The 18,528-nt window shown below is 70.7% G+C and carries 14 protein-coding genes; 8 read left to right on the top strand and 6 right to left on the bottom strand.

The window, feature by feature from the left end; translation table 11 throughout:
• Positions 1-183 precede the first annotated feature (183 nt).
• From JOL79_RS17385 to thpR, 4 genes are all read left to right on the top strand, one after another.
• Positions 184-2,538, top strand: a complete 2,355-nt coding sequence (locus tag JOL79_RS17385; RefSeq protein WP_210156862.1) for an HNH endonuclease signature motif containing protein — start codon at positions 184-186, stop codon at positions 2,536-2,538.
• 114 nt (positions 2,539-2,652) lie between these two features.
• The gene (locus JOL79_RS17380) at positions 2,653-3,096 is read left to right on the top strand and encodes a MarR family winged helix-turn-helix transcriptional regulator (protein WP_210156861.1); all 444 of its coding nucleotides are present in this window, start codon (positions 2,653-2,655) and stop codon (positions 3,094-3,096) included.
• A 257-nt stretch (positions 3,097-3,353) separates the two neighbouring features.
• Positions 3,354-4,610, top strand: coding sequence for an MFS transporter (locus JOL79_RS17375; protein WP_210156860.1), 1,257 nt, complete (start codon positions 3,354-3,356; stop codon positions 4,608-4,610).
• A 152-nt stretch (positions 4,611-4,762) separates the two neighbouring features.
• The gene (gene thpR, locus JOL79_RS17370) at positions 4,763-5,320 is read left to right on the top strand and encodes an RNA 2',3'-cyclic phosphodiesterase (protein ID WP_210156859.1); all 558 of its coding nucleotides are present in this window, start codon (positions 4,763-4,765) and stop codon (positions 5,318-5,320) included.
• 97 nt (positions 5,321-5,417) lie between these two features.
• Here the strand turns inward: thpR and JOL79_RS17365 are convergent, their stop codons facing one another.
• Both JOL79_RS17365 and JOL79_RS17360 read right to left on the bottom strand, forming a co-directional pair.
• Complete coding sequence (locus JOL79_RS17365; protein ID WP_210156858.1) at positions 5,418-6,386, bottom strand: aldo/keto reductase; 969 nt, start codon at positions 6,384-6,386, stop codon at positions 5,418-5,420.
• 46 nt (positions 6,387-6,432) lie between these two features.
• A complete protein-coding gene (locus JOL79_RS17360; protein ID WP_210156857.1) occupies positions 6,433-7,812 on the bottom strand; it encodes a GH1 family beta-glucosidase in 1,380 nt (459 codons plus the stop codon).
• Between the two features lie 385 nt (positions 7,813-8,197).
• On the opposite strand from JOL79_RS17360, the gene JOL79_RS17355 reads away from it, so the two are divergent.
• A complete protein-coding gene (locus JOL79_RS17355) occupies positions 8,198-9,205 on the top strand; it encodes a LacI family DNA-binding transcriptional regulator (RefSeq protein WP_210156856.1) in 1,008 nt (335 codons plus the stop codon).
• A 288-nt stretch (positions 9,206-9,493) separates the two neighbouring features.
• Entirely contained in the window at positions 9,494-13,537 is a 4,044-nt protein-coding gene (locus JOL79_RS17350) for a carboxypeptidase regulatory-like domain-containing protein (RefSeq protein ID WP_210156855.1), read from the top strand.
• A gap of 44 nt (positions 13,538-13,581) precedes the next feature.
• On the opposite strand, the gene JOL79_RS17345 is transcribed toward JOL79_RS17350, so the two are convergent.
• Together JOL79_RS17345 and JOL79_RS17340 are read right to left on the bottom strand one after the other, a co-directional pair.
• Positions 13,582-14,586 carry a TrmB family transcriptional regulator gene (locus JOL79_RS17345; protein ID WP_210156854.1) on the bottom strand — a complete coding sequence of 335 codons (1,005 nt, stop codon included), beginning with the start codon at positions 14,584-14,586 and terminating at the stop codon, positions 13,582-13,584.
• A gap of 73 nt (positions 14,587-14,659) precedes the next feature.
• Positions 14,660-15,229: a PadR family transcriptional regulator gene (locus JOL79_RS17340; RefSeq protein WP_230984918.1), complete on the bottom strand. Its 570-nt coding sequence runs from the start codon at positions 15,227-15,229 to the stop codon at positions 14,660-14,662.
• Between the two features lie 55 nt (positions 15,230-15,284).
• Here JOL79_RS17340 and JOL79_RS17335 point away from each other — a divergent pair, with 55 nt between their 5' ends.
• On the top strand, positions 15,285-16,445 hold the full coding sequence (locus JOL79_RS17335; protein WP_210156853.1) for an FAD-dependent oxidoreductase: 1,161 nt from the start codon (positions 15,285-15,287) through the stop codon (positions 16,443-16,445).
• A 92-nt stretch (positions 16,446-16,537) separates the two neighbouring features.
• Entirely contained in the window at positions 16,538-17,560 is a 1,023-nt protein-coding gene (locus JOL79_RS17330) for a hypothetical protein (protein ID WP_307848578.1), read from the top strand.
• Between the two features lie 81 nt (positions 17,561-17,641).
• Here the strand turns inward: JOL79_RS17330 and JOL79_RS17325 are convergent, their stop codons facing one another.
• Together JOL79_RS17325 and JOL79_RS17320 are read right to left on the bottom strand one after the other, a co-directional pair.
• On the bottom strand, positions 17,642-18,076 hold the full coding sequence (locus JOL79_RS17325) for a CBS domain-containing protein (protein ID WP_210156851.1): 435 nt from the start codon (positions 18,074-18,076) through the stop codon (positions 17,642-17,644).
• A 53-nt stretch (positions 18,077-18,129) separates the two neighbouring features.
• Positions 18,130-18,507 (bottom strand): hypothetical protein, encoded by a 378-nt coding sequence (locus JOL79_RS17320; RefSeq protein ID WP_210156850.1) that lies wholly within the window; start codon positions 18,505-18,507, stop codon positions 18,130-18,132.
• Positions 18,508-18,528: the final 21 nt, after the last annotated feature.

The following is an 18,528-nucleotide window of genomic DNA, read 5'->3' as shown; positions in this document are numbered from 1 at the left end:
TCGCCCTTGATTAGGTCGTGTGTTCGATATAGCGTGGGGCTTGCCGGTTGAGGTGAGCCTAGTTGGCGGGCCTGTAGGGCCATGCGCCGAGTGACGACGTAGCCAAGTCTGCAGAAGGGCCCGGTCTGATGATCGGGCAGGCAGTCTGTCCGTTTCACTTCGGCTTCCTTGGGGGTGCCCGTCATGGCCGCGCATTTGGCGTCGCCGTTGCCGTCGGACCACGGTGGCCTCCCGCGCGCGTCTGGCGATGAGTCATCCACCATCCACACCGGGCCGGCTCTGGATGAGCCGGGCGACCGCGGGCCGCATGGCGGATGGCTCTGGGACAGCGTGGACCGCGGTCCTGTACCGATCCCCGAAGGCATCGCCGTGATGCCACCCGGCCCAGAGCTCGCGCGAATCTTGGCGGACGTCAACGTCGCAACGGTGTCGGGATACGACACGGTGGAGGTGGTCAGGGCCGCCTACCGGCAGTGTTGTCATGATCGGGCGAGGTTCCTGTACGCCTTGCTTGAGGCGGGGCTGCGGGAGCCGTTCTCGGGGGCGGCGGTCCGTCGGCTTGGTGTGCCGGACGAGTTCGCGCCCGATGAGGCGCGGGCCGCGTTGGTATGGTCGCGGCGCCGGGCCGACTCCACGTTCGAACTGGCCTGGAATGTGCATCGTCGATTGCCCGTGTTGGGCGAGGCGATGCTCGCGGGAGACCTGGACGAGCCGCGGGCAGCGGCCTTCATCCGATGGACCGCCGGATTGACCGACGAGCAGGCTGTCTTGATCTGCGAGCAGTTGGTCGGGCAGGCGGCGGCGTGGACGGTCGGAGAACTGATCGACCACATTCAACGACGTGCTCTGGCCATCGATCCTGACTGGGCGCGTCGCCGTTACGCCGAGGCGGTGCGCCGGCGCCGGGTGGTCGGGGTACGCAACGACGACGGCACGGCGAGCGTGTCCGGGCAAGACCTACCGATTGACCGCGCGGCCGCGGGCTGTGACCGCATCGACGAGATGGCCCGTTCGTGCAAGCGATCCGGAGATCGGCGCCCAATCGATCACATTCGAGCCGATCTGTTCCTCGGATCACTCGACGGCACCTTTGAAGGGCTCTCCGACGAGCAGATAGTGGCGTGGGTGCTAACGCATCCCTTCATCGAACCGCCGCTGCCTGGCGACGATGCGCCGGGCGACCCCGGTACCGCTACCGTCGCCGAACCACCGGCTGAGCCTGCCCCCGCGCGTGTTCTTGCCCCTGCGCATGTCGGTCCCGGGCGCCAGCCGAGGGCGGCCGGCGACGCAGGTCAGAACGCGGGTGAGGACACGCGCCCGGACTCGTGTGAGGACACGCTCCCGGACTCGTGTGAGGACACGCTCCCGGACTCGTGTGAGGGCACGCTCCCGGACAGGTGCGAAGACACGCGCTCGGACTCGTGTGGGGAGGCCCACTCGAGTAGCAGCGCGGGCGGGCATAAGGACAGACGCGACACCAACGCCGGCCCGGTGAGCGACGTCACGGTTACCGGTCGCGCCTGGCCGGTACGGGAGCTGCGGGTCGAGGTCACATCACTGCTGGGCCGGGACGAGCATCCTGCCGAGCTGCCGGGCTGGGGCTTCATCCATGCCCCATTGGCCCGCCAGATCCTCACGCAGATGACCGGCGCGGAGTGGCGCTTCGCCGTCTGCGATGAGGACGGGCGGCTCCTGCACGCGGGGATCACCCGTCGCCGTCCCGCTGATGGAGGCAAGGTATCCCGGCGGAGCACTGAAACTGTTCGTCGCCCGGCTGTCGTGGAGCTCCAGATCTCCTTGGCTACCCTGCGGGAATTGGCCGCCGACCCCGACACCACCGGGCCCTGGGCTACGGTGGTGGCTGACCTCGCCCGGCAGGTCGCGGGCGGGGTAACCGGCCCGCCGGGCCGTCCCGAGCGGTCGATTGTGGGATCTCCAGGCAATGGTGCGGGACCTCGCCGGGCTGGTGCGATCTTACGCCGCTATGTACAGATTCGGGGCAGGGTCTGTTCCTGGCCCGGCTGCCGCGTGCCTGCGACGAACACCGACCAGGATCACGCTGTCGACTGGCTGGCGAAAGGACGAACCGAAGAGAGAAACCTCGACCTGGTCTGCCGCCACGATCACCGTGCGAAGCATCAGGGCGGCTGGCGTGTCGCGCTGCCGGAATCAGGGGTGGTTGTATGGACCAGCCCTCTCGGGCACGTCTACCCCGTTCCGCTGCCGCCGATCATGGCCAAGCTACTCGCGCCTGCTCCACGGAACTGGCCGAACACGCTGGCGATGCCTTATCGAGGCGAGGCCGAACAGAAACCGCTCATGCGGGTCGACGGAGGCAGAAGGCCGCCTGATCCGGCGCCTGGGGGAGGCAGGGAAGCGAGCCGCGATCTCCAGTCGAATCACGGTGCCGCTGGAGCTGGTGCTGGTGCTTGCGCCCACGCTGGTGCCTGTGGTGACGGTGCCTGTGGTGACGGTGCTGGTGACGACCGGAGTGAAGGCGCCGGAGGCTTCCCGCGTCTCGATGCCCCGCCGTTCTGAGCTTGCGGGATGGGTTGGACCGAGGGCTCGTAGATCATCTATAGAGGATCTGCGGCACCATGACCGATGCTGGAATACCCCGATGAGCTATATAGTTAGCGAAGGTAATGACTCATGCTAACGAATATCCCGAATCTGCGCAGCGACGCCGGGCTCGCCTCCGCCTTACGCGTGTCGCTCGCACGTCTGACGCGACGGCTTCGCAGGCAGGCCGCCCATCACTCGCTGACGCCCACCCAGCTCGCGACTCTGTCCGCCGTCGAGCGTCATACGGCTATGACGCCCAGCGAACTCGCGGAACACGAGAAGGTGCAGCCGCCCTCCATGACCCGGGTGGTCGCCAAGCTGGAGGAGCGAGGTCTGCTGACCCGATCACCCCATCCGACCGACCGGCGGCAGGTGACGGTGAGCGTGACGCCGCAGGGGGCGACGCTCCTGAAGGAGGAGCGCCGGGCGAAGGAGGCCTGGCTCGCCCAGAGGCTGAAGGAGCTCACCCCGGAGGAGAGAGCGACGCTGCGGGCGGCGGCCCCCATCCTGGAGAAGCTCTCGAAGATGTAGGCGGAGATGTAGGCGGGGACGCAGCCGGAGCCGCAGGCGGGGACGCAGCCGGGGATGTAGCCGGAGCCGCAGGCGGGGACGCAGGCGGGGATGTAGCCGGAGCCGCAGGCGGGGACGCAGGCGGGGACGCAGGCGGGGACGCAGCCGGAGCCGCAGGCGGGGACGCAGCCGGGGATGTAGCCGGAGCCGCAGGCGGGGACGCAGCCGGGGATGTAGCCGGAGCCGCAGGCGGGGACGCAGCCGGAGCCGCAGGCGGGATGTTCCGTTCGCTGCGGAACTACAACTACCGGCTGTTCGCGGCAGGTGGGGTCGTCTCCAACTGCGGCACGTGGATGCAGCGCACTGCCCAGGACTGGCTGGTGCTGGATCTCACTCATGGCAGCGGCTCGGCGCTCGGTGTGACGGTGGCGCTGCAGTTCCTCCCGGTGATGCTGTTCGGGCTGATGGGCGGGATGCTGGCCGACCGCTACCGCAAGCGGCGCGTGCTCATCGTGGCTCAGTCGCTGATGGGTCTGCTGGCGCTGACCATGGGCGTTCTGGTGACGACCGGTTCGGCCCAGGTCTGGCACGTGTACGCGATGGCGTTCACGCTGGGCCTCATCTCCTGCGTCGAGGTGCCGACCAGGCAGTCGTTCGTCGTCGAGATGGTCGGCCGGGCGGACCTGCCGAACGCCATCGCGCTGAACAGCTCGACGTTCAACCTCGCCCGGGTCGTCGGCCCGGCGGTGGCCGGCCTGCTCATCTCGTGGATGGGTACCGGGCCGATCTTCCTGCTGAACTCGGCGTCGTTCATCGCCGTGATCGCCGGTCTGGCGCTCATGCGGGCCTCGGAGTTGAGCTCGCCCCAGCCCGTTCCGCGGGGGAAGGGCCAGCTGCGGGAGGGCCTGCGCTACGTGGGAGGCCGTCCCGACCTCCTGCTGCCGCTGTTGATCGTGGCCTTCATGGCGATCTTCGCGCAGAGCTTCTCGACGAGCATCGCGCTCATGGCCCGGCAGGTGTACGGCGCGGGCGCGTCGTCGTTCGGGATCGCGTCCAGCATGTTCGCCGTCGGGGCCTTCGGCGGGGCGCTGCTCGCGGCCCGGCGGGTCAAGCCGAGCCGCCGGTTCCTGTTGGCGGGGGCGCTCAGCTTCGGGTTGTTCCAGGTGCTGTCGGGCCTCGCGCCGGTCTATCCCGCGTTCCTGTTACTGCTCGTCCCCGCGGGCATGGCCATGATCACTGTGAACACGACCGCCAACACGATCGTGCAACTCGGGGCGTCCCCAGAGATGCGCGGCCGGGTCATGGGCATCTACGTGCTCGTCTTCACCGGCGGCGCTCCGATCGGCGCGCCCCTCGTGGGCTGGCTCGCCGAGCTGGCCGGGCCGCGGATCGCGGTGGTGGCAGCTGGGACGTTGAGCATGGTGGGCGTCGCGCTGGCCGTACTGGTGACCCGGCTTGTGGCGGTGCGGGTCGCCGCCCGGACGGCGGACGCGGACGCGGTGGACATCCCAGGCGTGGCCGGAGCCGTGGCCTGACCGGCGTCCGTGGCCGTCGCCTGACGCCGCGCCCGCCGCCTGACCAGAGCCCGCCGCCTGACCAGGGCCCGTCCAAGAGCACGCCGCCGGGTCGCGCGGGCTGACCCGAGTATGCCGTTCCGGGTGAAGGTGCCACGGGAGACAATCGGGTCGTGAGCCGACTTTTCGCGGGCCTTTTGCCCCCGGGGGAGGCGTTGGACGAGGCCACCCTGGCCGTCGAGGCGGTACGGGCCGAGTGGCCCGGCCTGCGCTGGGTCGATCCCGCGCTGTGGCACGTGACCTTGGCCTTCTTCGGTGAGGTGGCCGACCGGGCCCTACCGGATCTACGGGTACGGGTGGCCAGGGCGGCCGCACGCCACGCGCGGGCATCGCTGCGCCTGGCCGGGGCCGGGGCGTTCCCGTCGGCGGCCCGCGGGCGGATCATCTGGCTCGGGCTGCGGGCCGATCCGCCGCTGACCAGGCTGGCCGGTTCTCTCACGGCGGCCGGTCGCCGGGCCGGGGCCGGGGAGGTGGACGGCAAGCCGTTCCACCCCCACCTGACCCTGGCCCGGTCACGAGACGGCGGTGACCTGCGGCGGCTGATCGGCGCACTCGGCGCGTTCGAGGGACGCGGCTGGGAGGCGGAGGCGGTTCACCTCGTCCGCAGCCACACCGGGCCGCAGGTGCGTTACGAGACCGTCGATGTCTACCCCTTGGGCAGGCGCGGCTAGGCTCCAAGGCGTGGATCGTCCTCGTCGCTGGCTGCTGCCCACGGTGCTCACGCTGCTCGTGCTCATCGTCATCGTGGGGACGCTGCTCAGCACCTGATCACCAGGCGTAGTCCTCCGGCGCGGTCCTGTGGCCGGGGAAGATCTCATCGAGGCGGGCCAGTGCCTTCTCGTCCAGATCGATCTCCGTGGCGCGCAGCGCGCCGTCGAGCTGTTCGACGGTGCGAGGACCGATGATCGGCGCGACCACCGCGCGCTGCCGGAGCAGCCAGGCGAGCGCCACGTTGGCCGGGTTCTCCCCGAGCTCGTCGCAGAACGCCTCGTACTGCTCGATCTTGTCGCGGTGCTTCTCGAGCTGGACCTGCATCTGGTCCGTGGCGGACCGGCGCTTGTCGGTCTTGCGCAGGATCCCGGCGAGCAGGCCACCCGCGAGCGGGCTCCAGGGGATGACCCCGAGGCCGTAGTCCTCGGCGGCGGGCAGCACCTCCAGCTCGGGTGCGCGGGTGAGCAGGTTGTAGTGGGACTGCTCGCTGACCAGGCCGAGGTCACCTCGCCGCCGCGCCGTCTCCTGCGCCTTGGCGAGGTGCCACCCCGCGAAGTTGGACGAGCCGACATACAGGATCTTGCCCTGCTGCCGGAGCACCTCCATGGCCTCCCAGAACTCGTCGAACGGGGTGTTCCGGTCGACGTGGTGGGCCTGGTAGATGTCGATGTAGTCCGTCTGCAGGCGCTTCAGCGAGGCCTCCGCGTTGCGGCGGATGCTGAGCGCCGACAGACGGCTCACGTTGGGCCACTCGCCCATGTCCCCGTAGACCTTGGTCGCGATGACCGTCTTCTCACGGCGCTCGCCGCCCTTGGCGAACCAGCGGCCGATGATCTGCTCGGTGGTCCCGGGGCCGATCTGGCGGCCGTAGACGTTGGCCGTGTCGAAGAAGTTGATGCCCACCTCGTGGGCGCGGTCCATGATCGTGTAGGAGTCCTCCTCGCTGGTCGTGGGACCGAAGTTCATCGTGCCCAGGCAGAGTCTGCTGACCTTGAGGCCGGTACGGCCAAGCTGTCCGTATTCCATGACGACCACACTAGGAACCTGGAGTGGACTCCAGTCGAGCGTGTGGTCAGCTCTGGCTGCCGATGAACTCCCTGAACCAGTGGAAGCTGGCCTTGGGGGTGCGAACCTGGGTGCGGTAGTCCACGTGCACCAGGCCGAACCTGGCGGCGTAGCCGCGCGCCCATTCGAAGTTGTCCATCAGCGACCAGCAGAAATAGCCCCGCACGTCGACTCCGTCGGAGATGGCGTCACGGGTGGCGGTCACATGGTCTCGCAGGTAGTCGATCCGGCCGGTGTCCTCCAGGACGCCGTCGTCGCCGTAGCCGTTCTCGGTGACGTAGATCGGGGGCAGGTGGGGATAGCGCCCGGCCAGGCCGACGAGGGTGTCGTACAGGCCCTCGGGCTCCACCGTCCAGCCCAGCCCGCTGGTTCGGGCGTGTTCGGGCGTGATGCCCCGCACCCCGATGTCGAACGCCGAGCGGGAGGCCGGATCGCCCTCCACGTGCGGGGCGTCGGCCACATGGATCCGGTAGTAGTAGTTGACCCCCAGGAAGTCGACCGGCGCGCCGATCAGGTCCAGGTCGCCGTCGCGGCGGAAGGAGAAGTCGCTGACGCCGCCGAACACCTCGGCCATGTCGGCGGGGTAGGCGCCGCCGAACAGCGGTTCGGTGAACTGGCGGTTGACCAGCAGGTCCATCCGGCTGGCCGCGGCGGCGTCCTGCGGGGAAGGGCTGGCCGGGACGGTAGGTGACATGTTGAGCGTCACCCCGATCCGCTGGCCGGGACGGGCCTGCTCGCGCAGGCGGGCGGTGGCCAGGCCGTGGCCGAGCAGCAGGTGATGGGCGGCGGCCAGCGCGCCGTGACCCTCCCGCACGCCCGGAGCGTGGCGGCCCTCGGCGTAGCCGACGATGGCCGAGCAGTACGGCTCGTTGAGCGTGATCCAGTTGGCCACCACGTCGCCCAGCGCCTCGTGCACGGTGGCGGCGTAGTCGGCGAACCGCTCGGCGGTGTCGCGGACCCGCCAGCCGCCGCGTTCTTCCAGCGCCTGCGGCAGGTCCCAGTGATAGAGAGTGACGAACGGCTCGATGCCGCCCTCGCGTAGCGCCTCGACCAGGCGCCGATAGAAGTCCAGCCCCCGCTTGTTGACCTGGCCGGTCCCGTCGGGGAACACCCGCGGCCAGGCCACCGAGAACCGGTAGGCCCCCGCCCCCAGCTCCTTCATCAGATCGACATCCTCCCGCCAGCGGTAATAGTGATCGCAGGCGAACTCACCGGACTCGCCCCTCGCCACCGCGCCGGGCACCCGGCAGAAGGCGTCCCAGATCGACGGGCCGCGCCCATCGGCGCTCACCGCCCCTTCGATCTGGTACGCGGCGGTGGCCGTCCCCCACACAAACCCAGCGGGGAAGGACCCCGCCCCGGCGAGGCGTTCCTCGATCGCCGTCATTCCTTGAACGCTCCAAACAGATATGCGCGACGCCCCCGTGCCGCGCGTCAGGCGGCCTCGGGGGCGTGATGTGAGATGCGGCCGGCAGCGCGGCCAGGGAATAACCCGATCTCCAACTCGTGGGCAGGCGAAGTTTCGCAGCTGACACCTGACGCTCCTCGATCTGGAGAAGGGGTGGCTGCGAGACGCGACGGCCGCGCCTGTGGCAAGCGGCAACGGCCGGTTCGCCGTAATCACACATAATCAGAGGGGAAGATGTCAAGTCACGGAAAGATAACTATTCCGGTTGGTTCTATCCGGCTTGACACATTTCCCGATACTCGCGTACCGTGCGTGAAACCGGTTACATGAAACCGGTTTCAGCGAGATGCGATAACGTTCGATTGTGGCAACGATCAGAGAGCTGGCACGCCTGTGCGGGGTGTCGCCGGCGACCGTCTCCCGTGTGTTCAACAACCCGGAGGTGGTGAACGCCAGGACGCGTGACGAGGTGTTACGCGCCGCGCAGCAGATCGGCTACCAACCAAACGCGTCGGCCCGCACATTGGCCACCAAGAAGTCGTCGATGGTCGGTCTCGTATGGGATACCGATCATCGGCGTCCCGGATGGCGGCATCCCTATTTCCAGGAGATCCTCATCGGGCTCAAGACCGCGCTCAGCGGGCGCGGCTACCATCTCCTGCTGCTCGCCACGAGCGAGGAGAAGCCCGAGGAGTCGTACGTGCACGCCGTGCGGCGGCACAATCTCGACGGGGTTGTCATGATCGACAGTGGCAACCGCGACCCCTCGCTCGGATACCTCGCCGAGTCCGGCATCGCCTGCGTCTCCCTCGACCGTCCACTGGAAGGGCCCCGCACCACGTACGTGACCTCTGACAATGTGGGAGGCGCACGGCAAGCCGTCCGGCACCTGTACGAGCAGGGGCGGAGGTCCATCGCGACCATCAGCGGCCCCGCGGGCACAGGACCTGGGACCGATCGGCTGCGGGGATACGTCGAGGAGCTCGCCGCGCTCGGCCTGTCGCAGCGTCCCGAGCACGTTGTCGAGGGCGACTTCTATCTCTCCGGCGGCGTGGCCGCGATGCGCCGGCTGCTGCGGGCGCCGGAGCAGCCCGACGCCGTCTTCGTCGCGGGCGACGAGATGGCCGTGGGCGCGTTGCGCGCGATCGCCGAGGCGGGCCTGAAGGTGCCCGAGGACATCGCCGTCGTCGGGTTCGACGACATCGAGCTGGCCGGGCTGGTCATCCCCGGCCTCACCACCGTCGCGCAGGACAAGGCCGGTATAGGAGCCGCCGCGGCCGAGGCGGTGGTCGCCATGATCAACGGCGCGGACGCGCCGCCCCCGCAGGTGCTGCCGACCACCCTCGTGGTCCGGGGCTCCAGCCGGCTCTGATCAGACCTGCCCCTCGTCCTGGAAACAGGCGGGGGGCGTTTCTGTCTGTATTGGGGTATTTCGGACTACTTTCCCGCTGGCGTGAACGCGTCACGGCAGCATCCCGCCGCCCGGTGACGTTGACGAGATTGTCCCGGATGCCGGATTTTCGGACCATATTCCGTGATCTCGACCGTCGGCGCACGCCTGGCGGCGGTCCGAAAGCAGGAGCATCCCCCATTGCGTATTTGGAAACTGCATATCCGGAAACCGCTTTTCCGGAACCGGCCCGGGGCCGGGGCCCCCAGAGTGGTGATCGCCACCGCCGCGGTGCTCGCAGCCCTGGCCGTTTCTCCCGGAACATCCCTGGCCGGCACTTCGCCGGCACCGCCCACCCCGGCAGCCACATCCACCCCGGCTGTCACCTCCACCCCGGACGCGGCCGGAGGCGCCGGGCAGGCCGAGCCGTACGCGCCTCTGTGTGAGGCGCCCGCCGAGGGCCGGTTCAGCTGTTTCGTGCTGCGGAAGGCGGGCGGCGCCCGCCACGCCGCGGGTCCGCTGGCGGCCGGAGCCGCCCCTGACGGGTACGGCCCCGCCGACCTCGCCGGAGCGTACGGGCTGCCGTCGGACGGCGGAGCGGGCCAGACGGTCGCGATCGTCGTCGCCTTCGACGCGCCCGAGGCGGAGGCGGACCTCGCCGTCTACCGCGCGCAGTTCGGCCTCCCGGCGTGCACCGGTGCCGACGGCTGCTTCCGCAAGGTCGACCAGCGGGGCGGCACCGACTATCCCGCGCCCGACCCCGGCTGGGCGGGAGAGGCGGCCCTCGACCTCGACATGGTCTCGGCCGTGGCGCCCCGCGCACACATCCTTCTCGTCGAGGCCGACTCCAACAGCCCGTACGACCTCGGCGCGGCCGTCGACCAGGCGGTGGCGATGGGGGCGCGCTTCGTGTCCAACTCCTACGGCACCGACCAGGAGTACTCCGACGAGGCGACGCTGGACGTCCACTACGACCACCCGGGAGTGGCGGTCGTGGCGGCCTCCGGCGACTACGGCTACGGAGTGTCCTATCCGGCCGCCTCGCCGTACGTCACCTCGGTCGGCGGCACGTCCCTGGTCCGCGACTCCAGCTCGCGCGGCTGGTCGGAGACGGTGTGGAACTCCACCTGGACGGACGGCGGCGGTCAGCAGCGGTGGGGCGCGCCGGGATCGGGATGTTCCCGGTTCGAGGCCAAGCCCGAGACGCAGCACGACTCCGGCTGCCCCGGGCGCACCGTCGCGGACGTGTCGGCCGTGGCCGACCCGGTGACCGGCGTCGCCGTCTACAACAGCTACTCCGACGACGGCTGGGCCGTCTACGGCGGCACCAGCGCCGCCACCCCCATCGTCACCGGCGTCTACGCGGTGGCCGGTGCCCCGATCGAGGGCACCCGGGCCAACACGTATCCGTACCTCGGCGCGAGCGCGCTGTGGGACGTCACCAAGGGTGACGACGCGAGCTGCCCGGCCGGGCTGTGCCCGTTCGGCACCACGCCGGAATGCGCGCCGTCCTACCTCTGCGCCGCGCAGGCCGGCTACGACGGGCCGACCGGGCTCGGCACGCCGAACGGCCCGGCCGCGTTCCGCGGCGCCCCGCACGGAACGGTCGCCGGCACGGTGACCGACGCCGGCACCGGCAAGCCCGTATCCGGCGCGCTCGTGACATTGGGCGACTACACCGCGACCACCGCGGGCGACGGCCGGTACAGCCTCGCCGTGCCGGTCGGCACCTACTCCGGCACGGTCGACGTGTACGGGTACCGGCAGGCGGTGATCGAGACGTTCGCCCTGGCCGACGGCCAGACCGTCACCAAAGACGTGGCGCTCCAGGCGCTGCCCGCGCAGACCGTGTCGGGCACCGTCACGGACGGCGGCGGCCACGGCTGGCCGCTCTACGCGCAGGTCGCGGTCGAGGGAGTGCCGGGCGCCCCGGTCTTCACCGACCCGCTGACCGGGAAGTACAGCGTGCGGCTCCCGCAGGGACGCACGTACACGCTCACCGTGACCTCGGGATATCCCGGCTACCTGCCCAAGACGGTGGAGGTCGCCGTCGGCGAGGGCCCGGCGACCGCCGACGTCGCGGTGCCCGTGGACACCACCAAGGCGGCGGCCCCCGGATATTCGCTGACCTATCACGGCGGCGGCGTCCAGCCGTTCGACACCCGGTCCGCCCCGGCGGGCTGGACCGTCAAGAACAACAACGAGAACGGCGGCTGGCGCTTCGACGACCCGCTGGGACGCAGCAACCAGACGGGCGGCGGCGGTGGCTTCGCCATCGTGGACGACTTCAACGAGGGCTGGGCGCAGCTCGACACCGAACTGCGCAGCCCGTCGTACGACCTGTCGGCCGAGAAGAACCCGGTCGTCGAGTTCGACACCCACTTCCCGCCGGTGCAGCGGGTCGACGTCCCGCAGGCCGACATGGACGTCAGCGTCGACGGCGGCACGACCTGGTACACCCTGTGGCGCTCGCCCCCGGCCCTGTCCGGCCCCGACCACGTGTCGGTCTCGCTCACGCCGTTCGCCGGGCGCAAGGACGTGCGGGTGCGGTTCCACTACGTGGGCGGCCTCGGCAACATCTGGGAGGTCGACAGGGTCGCCGTGGGCACCCGCACCTTCGCGGCGCAGCCCGGTGGACTCGTCGTCGGCCGGGTGACCGACGCCAACACCGGCGAGGGCGTCGTCGGCGCGACCGTGTCCCTTGGGCCCGCATCCCTTGGGCCCGCGCGCGCGATCAGCGTGGCGACGCCGCAGGACCAGGCGATCGGCGACGGCCTGTACTGGCTGTTCTCGCCGGAGAAGGGCGATCGGCGGATCACGGCGGAGAAGGCGGCGTTCGGCTATCCGGCGCTGACCCGGAAGCTGAAGCTCACGTCGGGGGTGACCCCCGCCGACTTCGCCCTCAAGGCCGGACGGATCACGGTCGCTCCCGCGTCCGTCAGCGCGTCCGTGCCGTGGGGCGGCAGCCGCACCGTCACGGTCACCGTGAAGAATGACGGCACGGCTCCGGCCTCCTTCACGCTCGGCGAGCGGGAAGGCGGGGCGCCGGTGAGCCTCCAGCAGACGGCGGGGCAGGGATCGTCCGACGGCACGCTGGAGGAGGCGAAGGGCCGCACGCCCGTGCAGCGGGTGAAGACCCCCATGGACAAGGCGATCCCGGCCACCGTTCCGTCTCCGCCGGCGTCCCCGTCGGGGAGCCCGGCCACACGTCCGGCTCCGCCGGTCGGCGACGCCTGGCGCGCGATCGCCGATCTGGCCCAGCCCTCCAGCGGCATGGTCGCGGGCACCTACAAGGGCAAGCTGTACGCCGGGCTCGGCAATCCGGCGACCGGCACCCTGTTCTCCAACACGTTCGCCTCGTACGACCCGAAGAAGCGCACCTGGACGACGCTGGAGAGCCCCTGGTACCGGCGGTGGGCGGCGGTGGGCGCCTTCATCGGCGACCGCTTCTACGTCACCTCGGGACGGGACAGCATGGGCGGCACGGTCGCCGCGACCGAGATCTACGACACCGGGACCGGCACCTGGCACACCGGCACGCCGAACCCGCGGCCTCTCGGGTCGTCGGGGTCGGCCGTGCTCGACGGCAAGCTCTACGTCGTCGGCGGGTGCTACATGGAGGGATTCGGCAACGAATACTGCGCCAACGCGGACGTCATGGTCTACGACCCGTCGGCCGACGGCTGGAGCAAGGCGGCGGCGTACCCCATCGGCACCGCGCGCCTGGCGTGCGGCGGGATCGACGGCAAGGTCTACTGCGCGGGCGGTCAGACGGCCAACGCGTACGCCTACGACCCGAAGACCGACAAGTGGTCCAGGGTCGCGGACATGCCGCTCGACCTGATGAGCGCGGCCTCAGCCGTGGCGAACGGGCGGCTGCTCGTCTCCACCGGCTACAGCCTCAGCCAGGGCGTCGTCACCAACGAGGGCTTCGCCTACGACCCGGCGACGAACACGTGGAGCCCGCTGCCCAACGCCCCCGCGCCCACGGCCGGAGCCGCGGGCGCCTCCGGGTTCTACCTCGTCGGCGGGTCCGACCCCGCGACCGGTATGCCCGTGGCCACCGTCGAGCAGCTGCCGGGCTACGAGCAGCCGCACGCGGACGTCGCGTGGTTGTCGGTGCGGAACGGCGGGTCCCGGCTTGAGCCGGGGCACAGCGCCAAGATCACGGTCCGGTTCGACGCGGACGAGGACGCTACTTCCGTCCTCACCGAATACTCGGCCGGGCTGGTCGTCGACACCGACACGCCGTACCAGGCGCGGCAGGTGCCGGTGACGATGCGCGTCGAGCCGCCGCGCCCCGGCCACGCCTGATCACCGCGGCCCGGCCGGAGGGACCTCCGGCCGGGCCCCTTCCCCTACGGGGTCCACCATCCCCGGCTGGCGGCGAGGACGCCGGCCTGGAACCTGCTCGTCGCGTTGAGACGGACCATAAGGTCGTGGATGCGGCGCTGCACCGTGCGATGGCCGATCTCCAACTGCCGGGCGATGGCCTCGTCGGGCAGGCCGAGCGCGAGCAGCGAGACGATGCGCCGCTCCTCGTCCGTCAACGGCGGCTCGTCGTCCGCCGCCCGTTCCGGGCCGGCGGCGCCGGTCGGGCCCTGGCGCGCGGGGTAGGGCTGCGCCTGCTGCCACAGCATCTCGAACAGCGTCGACAGCGCGTCGAGCAGGGCCGAGGGGTGCACCACGATGCACGAGTCGAGCACGCGGGGCGTCGCCCGCAGCGGGATCAGCCCGAGGTCGTCGTCGACCAGCAGCATCTTCATCGGGACGCTCGCCAGGACGCGGATCTCCTCGCCCGCGGCCGTGCCCCGGGCGAGCTCGTCGGCCTGGCCGGGCAGCAGCAGCGCGTCGCGGTCGTGGATGAAACGCCGCCGGACCGTCTGCTCCAGCACGTTCGCCGAGGAGGAGATCCGCTCCCCGTCGATCGCCCGCGCGTACGGCGGGGCGTCGATGCCGCGCAGGGTGCTCCTGGCCCTGCGCATGAGCTGCTGGCCCGACCGCGCCACCGCGTCAGGACCCGAGATCACCTCGATCAGCTCGGCCGCGTCGTGTCCCGGCCGCGCCCTGCGGTGCCGTTCGCCGAGGTGATGCGCCAGCGCCCGCACGCGCTTGATGTCGCGTTCGCGGGCCAGCAGCAGCACTTCGATGGCGTTCTCCGGCGGAAGCGCCGTGTAGCGCACCGGGCGGCCCGGCAGGCGGGAGATCAGGCCACGGTCCTCAAGGCGCTGCACGACCGTGCCGAACAGTTCCCGCTCTATCGTCGTGACGCTGAGGATCTCCTCCGCGGTGAGCGGCGTCCCGTCGACCAGCGCGAGGTAAGCCTCCTCACCCCACTGGTCGATCCCCAGCACCTCAAGCACGTGCCACCTCGTTGACCTGCGGTTGGGCAGGATCGTAGACGAGGCCCGGCCGCCGATCGTCACGAGGTGGGGGTCAGACGCGATAGTCCCAGGTCAGCGTGCCCTGGCTCAGGTCGTCCACGAGCCCGCGGACGAAGGCGAGCTCGGCGTCGATGACGTCCCGCCGATACTCGGTCTCCACGAGGAACAGGCGGGCGAGGAACGTGGCGCCCTCCGCCAGCTCGGTTCGTACGGCCGCCAGCCCGGCCTCCAGGACGGCGACACGCTCACGGAGAGCGGCCAGGGCCTCCTCCGGAGGGAGCACGGGCAGGAAGGCCAGCGCGGCGGGGAACTCGGGAAACTCCTTGGCCGGGGCGGACAGCATCGCCCGCATCCACTGCCGCAGCGTCTCCCGCCCGGCGTCGGTGGGCTCGTAGACGGTCCGTTCCGGCCGGTTCTCCTCCCGCGCGGTCTCGCGGACCGCGATGAGCCCGTCCCGGAGGAGGCGCTCGATCGTCTGGTACACGCTGTTGCGCTGGGCCACGTTGACCACGTCGTCCTTGTGCCGCTCCTTGATCAGTTGCTGCATCCGGTACGCGTGCATGGGCGCCTCGCAGACCAGGGAGAGCACGGCCATGGCCAGAGGGGAACGCCGGGTCGCCATGCCGCACATCGTATCGGCCCTGTTTCTCGATAGTCATTTTATGTATAGTCATAACATGACCAAGAGAGCATTGATCATTGGTGGCGGCATCGCCGGGCCGGTGGCGGCCATGGCTCTGCGCCGGGCGGGCATCGACAGCGAGATCTTCGAGGCGTACGACAAGGGGGCCGAGGGGGTGGGCGCCTTCCTCACCCTGGCCGTGAACGGTCTCGCGGCCCTGCGCGTGCTCGGCCTGCACGACCTCGTCGAAGGACTGGGCATGGACACGCCGGTCATGGAGATCCACAACGGGCGGGGCAGAGGGCTCGCCACCGTGCGGCAGCCGAGCCGCACCCTGAAGCGGGCCGACCTCTACCGCGAGCTGCGCGACGAGGCGGTGCGGCGCGGCGCGACCGTCCGGTACGGCAAGCGCCTCGTGTCGGCCTCGCCCACGGCGGGCGGGGTACGCGCCGTCTTCGCCGACGGCGGCGCCGCCGAGGGCGATCTGCTGATCGGCGCGGACGGGCTCCGCTCGCGCACGCGGACGGTCGTCGACCCGGCGGCTCCGTCCGCCCGCTATCTCGGGCTGCTGAACACCGGCGGCTTCGCGTCCGGCGTGACGGTGCCGGGGGTGCCGGGGACCGTCTACTTCGTCTTCGGCAGCCGATGCTTCTTCGGGTACATAATCCACCCCGATGGAGAGGTGTGGTGGTTCGCCAACCCGCCCAGCCGCCGGGAGCAGTCGCCCGAGGAACTCGCCGCCGTCGCGCCGGACCGGTGGCGGGCGCGGCTGATGGACCTGTTCGACGGCGAAGCCGGCCCGATGCGGCAGATCATCGCGGCGACCGAGCACATCCTGCCCGGATGGAACACCTACGATCTCCCGAAGGTCCCGACCTGGTCGCGGGACGGCATGGTGCTCATCGGCGACGCCGCCCACGCCACCTCGCCGGCCTCGGGCCAGGGCGCCTCGATGGCGATCGAGGACGCCGTCGTGCTCGCCCGGTGCCTGCGCGACACGCCCGAGACCTCCGCCGCGTTCCGCGCCTACGAGGGGCTGCGCCGCGAGCGGGTGGAGCGGATCGTCGCGTACGGCAAGCGCAACGGCGACGGCAAGGCGCCGGGCCGGTTCGGCGCCGCCGTACGCGATCTGGTGCTGCCCGTGATCATGCGCCAGGTGGAACGGCGGAACTCGCTCGCGTGGATTCACGACTACCGGATCGCCTGGGACGGCTAGGCGGGGACCGACCAGGGCACGCTCGGAGCGCGGATATCGGGAATGATGGCGGCATGGGGAGCAGATCGGGGGAGAGGCCGCGAAGCGGTCGCGTGGCGGGGCTCGTGGCGGCGTTCCTGCTGATCGTCGCGGTGCCGCTGGTCCCCGGTGCCGCCCGGGCCGACGGTGATCGGCTGCTCTTCCGGTTTCACGACAAGCGGATCAACGAGTCGAGCGGCATGGCCGTCTCGCCGACGCATCCGGGCATCGTCTACACGCACAACGACAGCGGCGACGGCCCCCGCGTCTTCGCCGTGGGGTCCGACGGCCGGACCAGGGCGACGTTCACGATCGGCGGGGCCGGCGCCTGGGACTGGGAGGCCATGGCGGCCACGCTCGACCGGGCCTCGGGGCGCGGCGTGCTGTGGCTGGCCGACATCGGCGACAACCAGAACAACCGCCGTGACATCAGCGTCTACCGGGTGACCGAGCCACGTACCGTACGGGACGCCACGCTGCCGGCCACCCGGTACCGGTTCCGCTACGAGGACGGCAGCCGCAACGCCGAGGGCGTCATGGTCAACCCGCGTACCGGCCGTCTCTACGTCGTGAGCAAGGAGATCGGCGGGTCGGTGTACGAGGCTCCGGCGCGGCTCCGTACCGACCGGGTGAACGTGCTGCGCAAGGTGGGGCCCGCGCCGATCATGGCGACCGACGCGGCGTACGCGCCCGACGGGTCGGCCTTCGTCATCCGCACGTACTTCTCCGCGTCGGTGTACCGGGCGCCGGGCGATCTCCTCGCCCACGTCACCATGCCGCCGCTCGACCAGGCCGAGTCGATCACCTATACGCGGGACGGCTCCGGCCTGATGACCGGGTCGGAGGGAGCAGACAGCCCCGTCTACCTGGTGCCGTTGCCGGCCGGGGCCCGCGCGCGAGCGGCCCCCGTCGTGTCCCGCCCGACGCCCCGGCCGACGCCGTCCCCGGGCCGGAGGGCGGCTCGCACCGGCGCCGCCGAGGCCGCGTCCGAGAGCGCGGGCGGCGGCGTTCCTGCACTGATGACGCTGTTATGGGTCGGCGTCGCGCTGGGCGTCATGGGAGTGATCGCGACGATCGCCTACCGGACCGGCCGCTGAGCCCCGCACCATCGCGCCCCGTCCCATACGGGACGGCCCCCGCCGATGACGGCGGGGGCCGGTGCCGGCCGGGAGCCCTGATCAGGCTCCGGCGTAGATGCGGTGGACGAACTCGGCCAGCTGGTCGTCCGGCAGCCCCTTGGCCAGGTCGGCTTCGCTGATCATCCCGACCAGGCGACGGTTTTCGATCACCGGTACGCGCTTGATCTGGTGCTCCTCCATCTGGGTGATGGCGTCGTCGACGCTGGTGTCGGCGTCCACCCACACCAGCCCGCGCGCGAGCTCGCCCGCGGTCGTCCGGTCGAGGTCCATGCCCTCGGCGCAGCACTTGATGATGATGTCGCGATCGGTGATGATCCCCTTGAGGCGGTCGTCGTCACCGCAGATGGGCAGCGCGCCGACGCTCATGTCGCGCATCATCTCCGCAGCCCTGCGCAGGCTCTCGTGTTCGCCCACGCAGGCGGCCCCCGGATGCATCACGTCCCGGGCTCGCTTCTCGGCTCCTCCGGTAGTCATCGTTTCCTCCCGAAACTTGGACTTATATAGGTCTATGCCCGGTTAGTCCCAGCTCAGCGGAATCTCTCGACGAAATGCTCCCCTCGCAACGCCCGCTCCACGAGTTCGATCGATTCGGCCAGTCGTACGAGGCGAGGTCCCTCCTGCCGATACGCGTCGAGCACCTCCTCGACCGCGTGTGGCGGCAGATGGTCTCTCAGGTCGACGGCGGCGCCCCGATAGCCGGTCCGGGCCGCCTCGATGGCCGCGCGCACGTGCTGGCGGGCCATCCGCGCGAGCGCGATCGGGTGGCGGCGCAGCACGCCGTACGCGCGATAGTCCGGCGGGACGGCGTCGAGCAGCCACGACACGGCCGACATCGCCCAGTCGGGGCTGTCCGGCGGCCGCACCTCGGCGGGCCAGCCTGGTGGCACGTACACACCGGTCAGCATACCGAACAACAGTTCGATCAC

Origin of the sequence: Microbispora oryzae, from assembly GCF_017896165.1 — a bacterium.
Lineage (GTDB): Bacteria > Actinomycetota > Actinomycetes > Streptosporangiales > Streptosporangiaceae > Microbispora > Microbispora oryzae.
The sequence above is the reverse complement of the archived record's forward strand: the minus strand, read 5'-3'. Positions and strand labels throughout refer to the sequence as shown.

Coding starts and splice junctions, on each gene's coding strand:
- JOL79_RS17385 (WP_210156862.1), top strand. CDS start 184: ATGGCCGCGCATTTGGCGTCGCCGTTGCCGTCGGACCACGGTGGCCTC.
- JOL79_RS17380 (WP_210156861.1), top strand. CDS start 2,653: ATGCTAACGAATATCCCGAATCTGCGCAGCGACGCCGGGCTCGCCTCC.
- JOL79_RS17375 (WP_210156860.1), top strand. CDS start 3,354: ATGTTCCGTTCGCTGCGGAACTACAACTACCGGCTGTTCGCGGCAGGT.
- JOL79_RS17365 (WP_210156858.1), bottom strand. CDS start 6,386: ATGGAATACGGACAGCTTGGCCGTACCGGCCTCAAGGTCAGCAGACTC.
- JOL79_RS17360 (WP_210156857.1), bottom strand. CDS start 7,812: ATGACGGCGATCGAGGAACGCCTCGCCGGGGCGGGGTCCTTCCCCGCT.
- JOL79_RS17340 (WP_230984918.1), bottom strand. CDS start 15,229: ATGGCGACCCGGCGTTCCCCTCTGGCCATGGCCGTGCTCTCCCTGGTC.
- JOL79_RS17335 (WP_210156853.1), top strand. CDS start 15,285: ATGACCAAGAGAGCATTGATCATTGGTGGCGGCATCGCCGGGCCGGTG.
- JOL79_RS17325 (WP_210156851.1), bottom strand. CDS start 18,076: ATGACTACCGGAGGAGCCGAGAAGCGAGCCCGGGACGTGATGCATCCG.
- JOL79_RS17320 (WP_210156850.1), bottom strand. CDS start 18,507: ATGCTGACCGGTGTGTACGTGCCACCAGGCTGGCCCGCCGAGGTGCGG.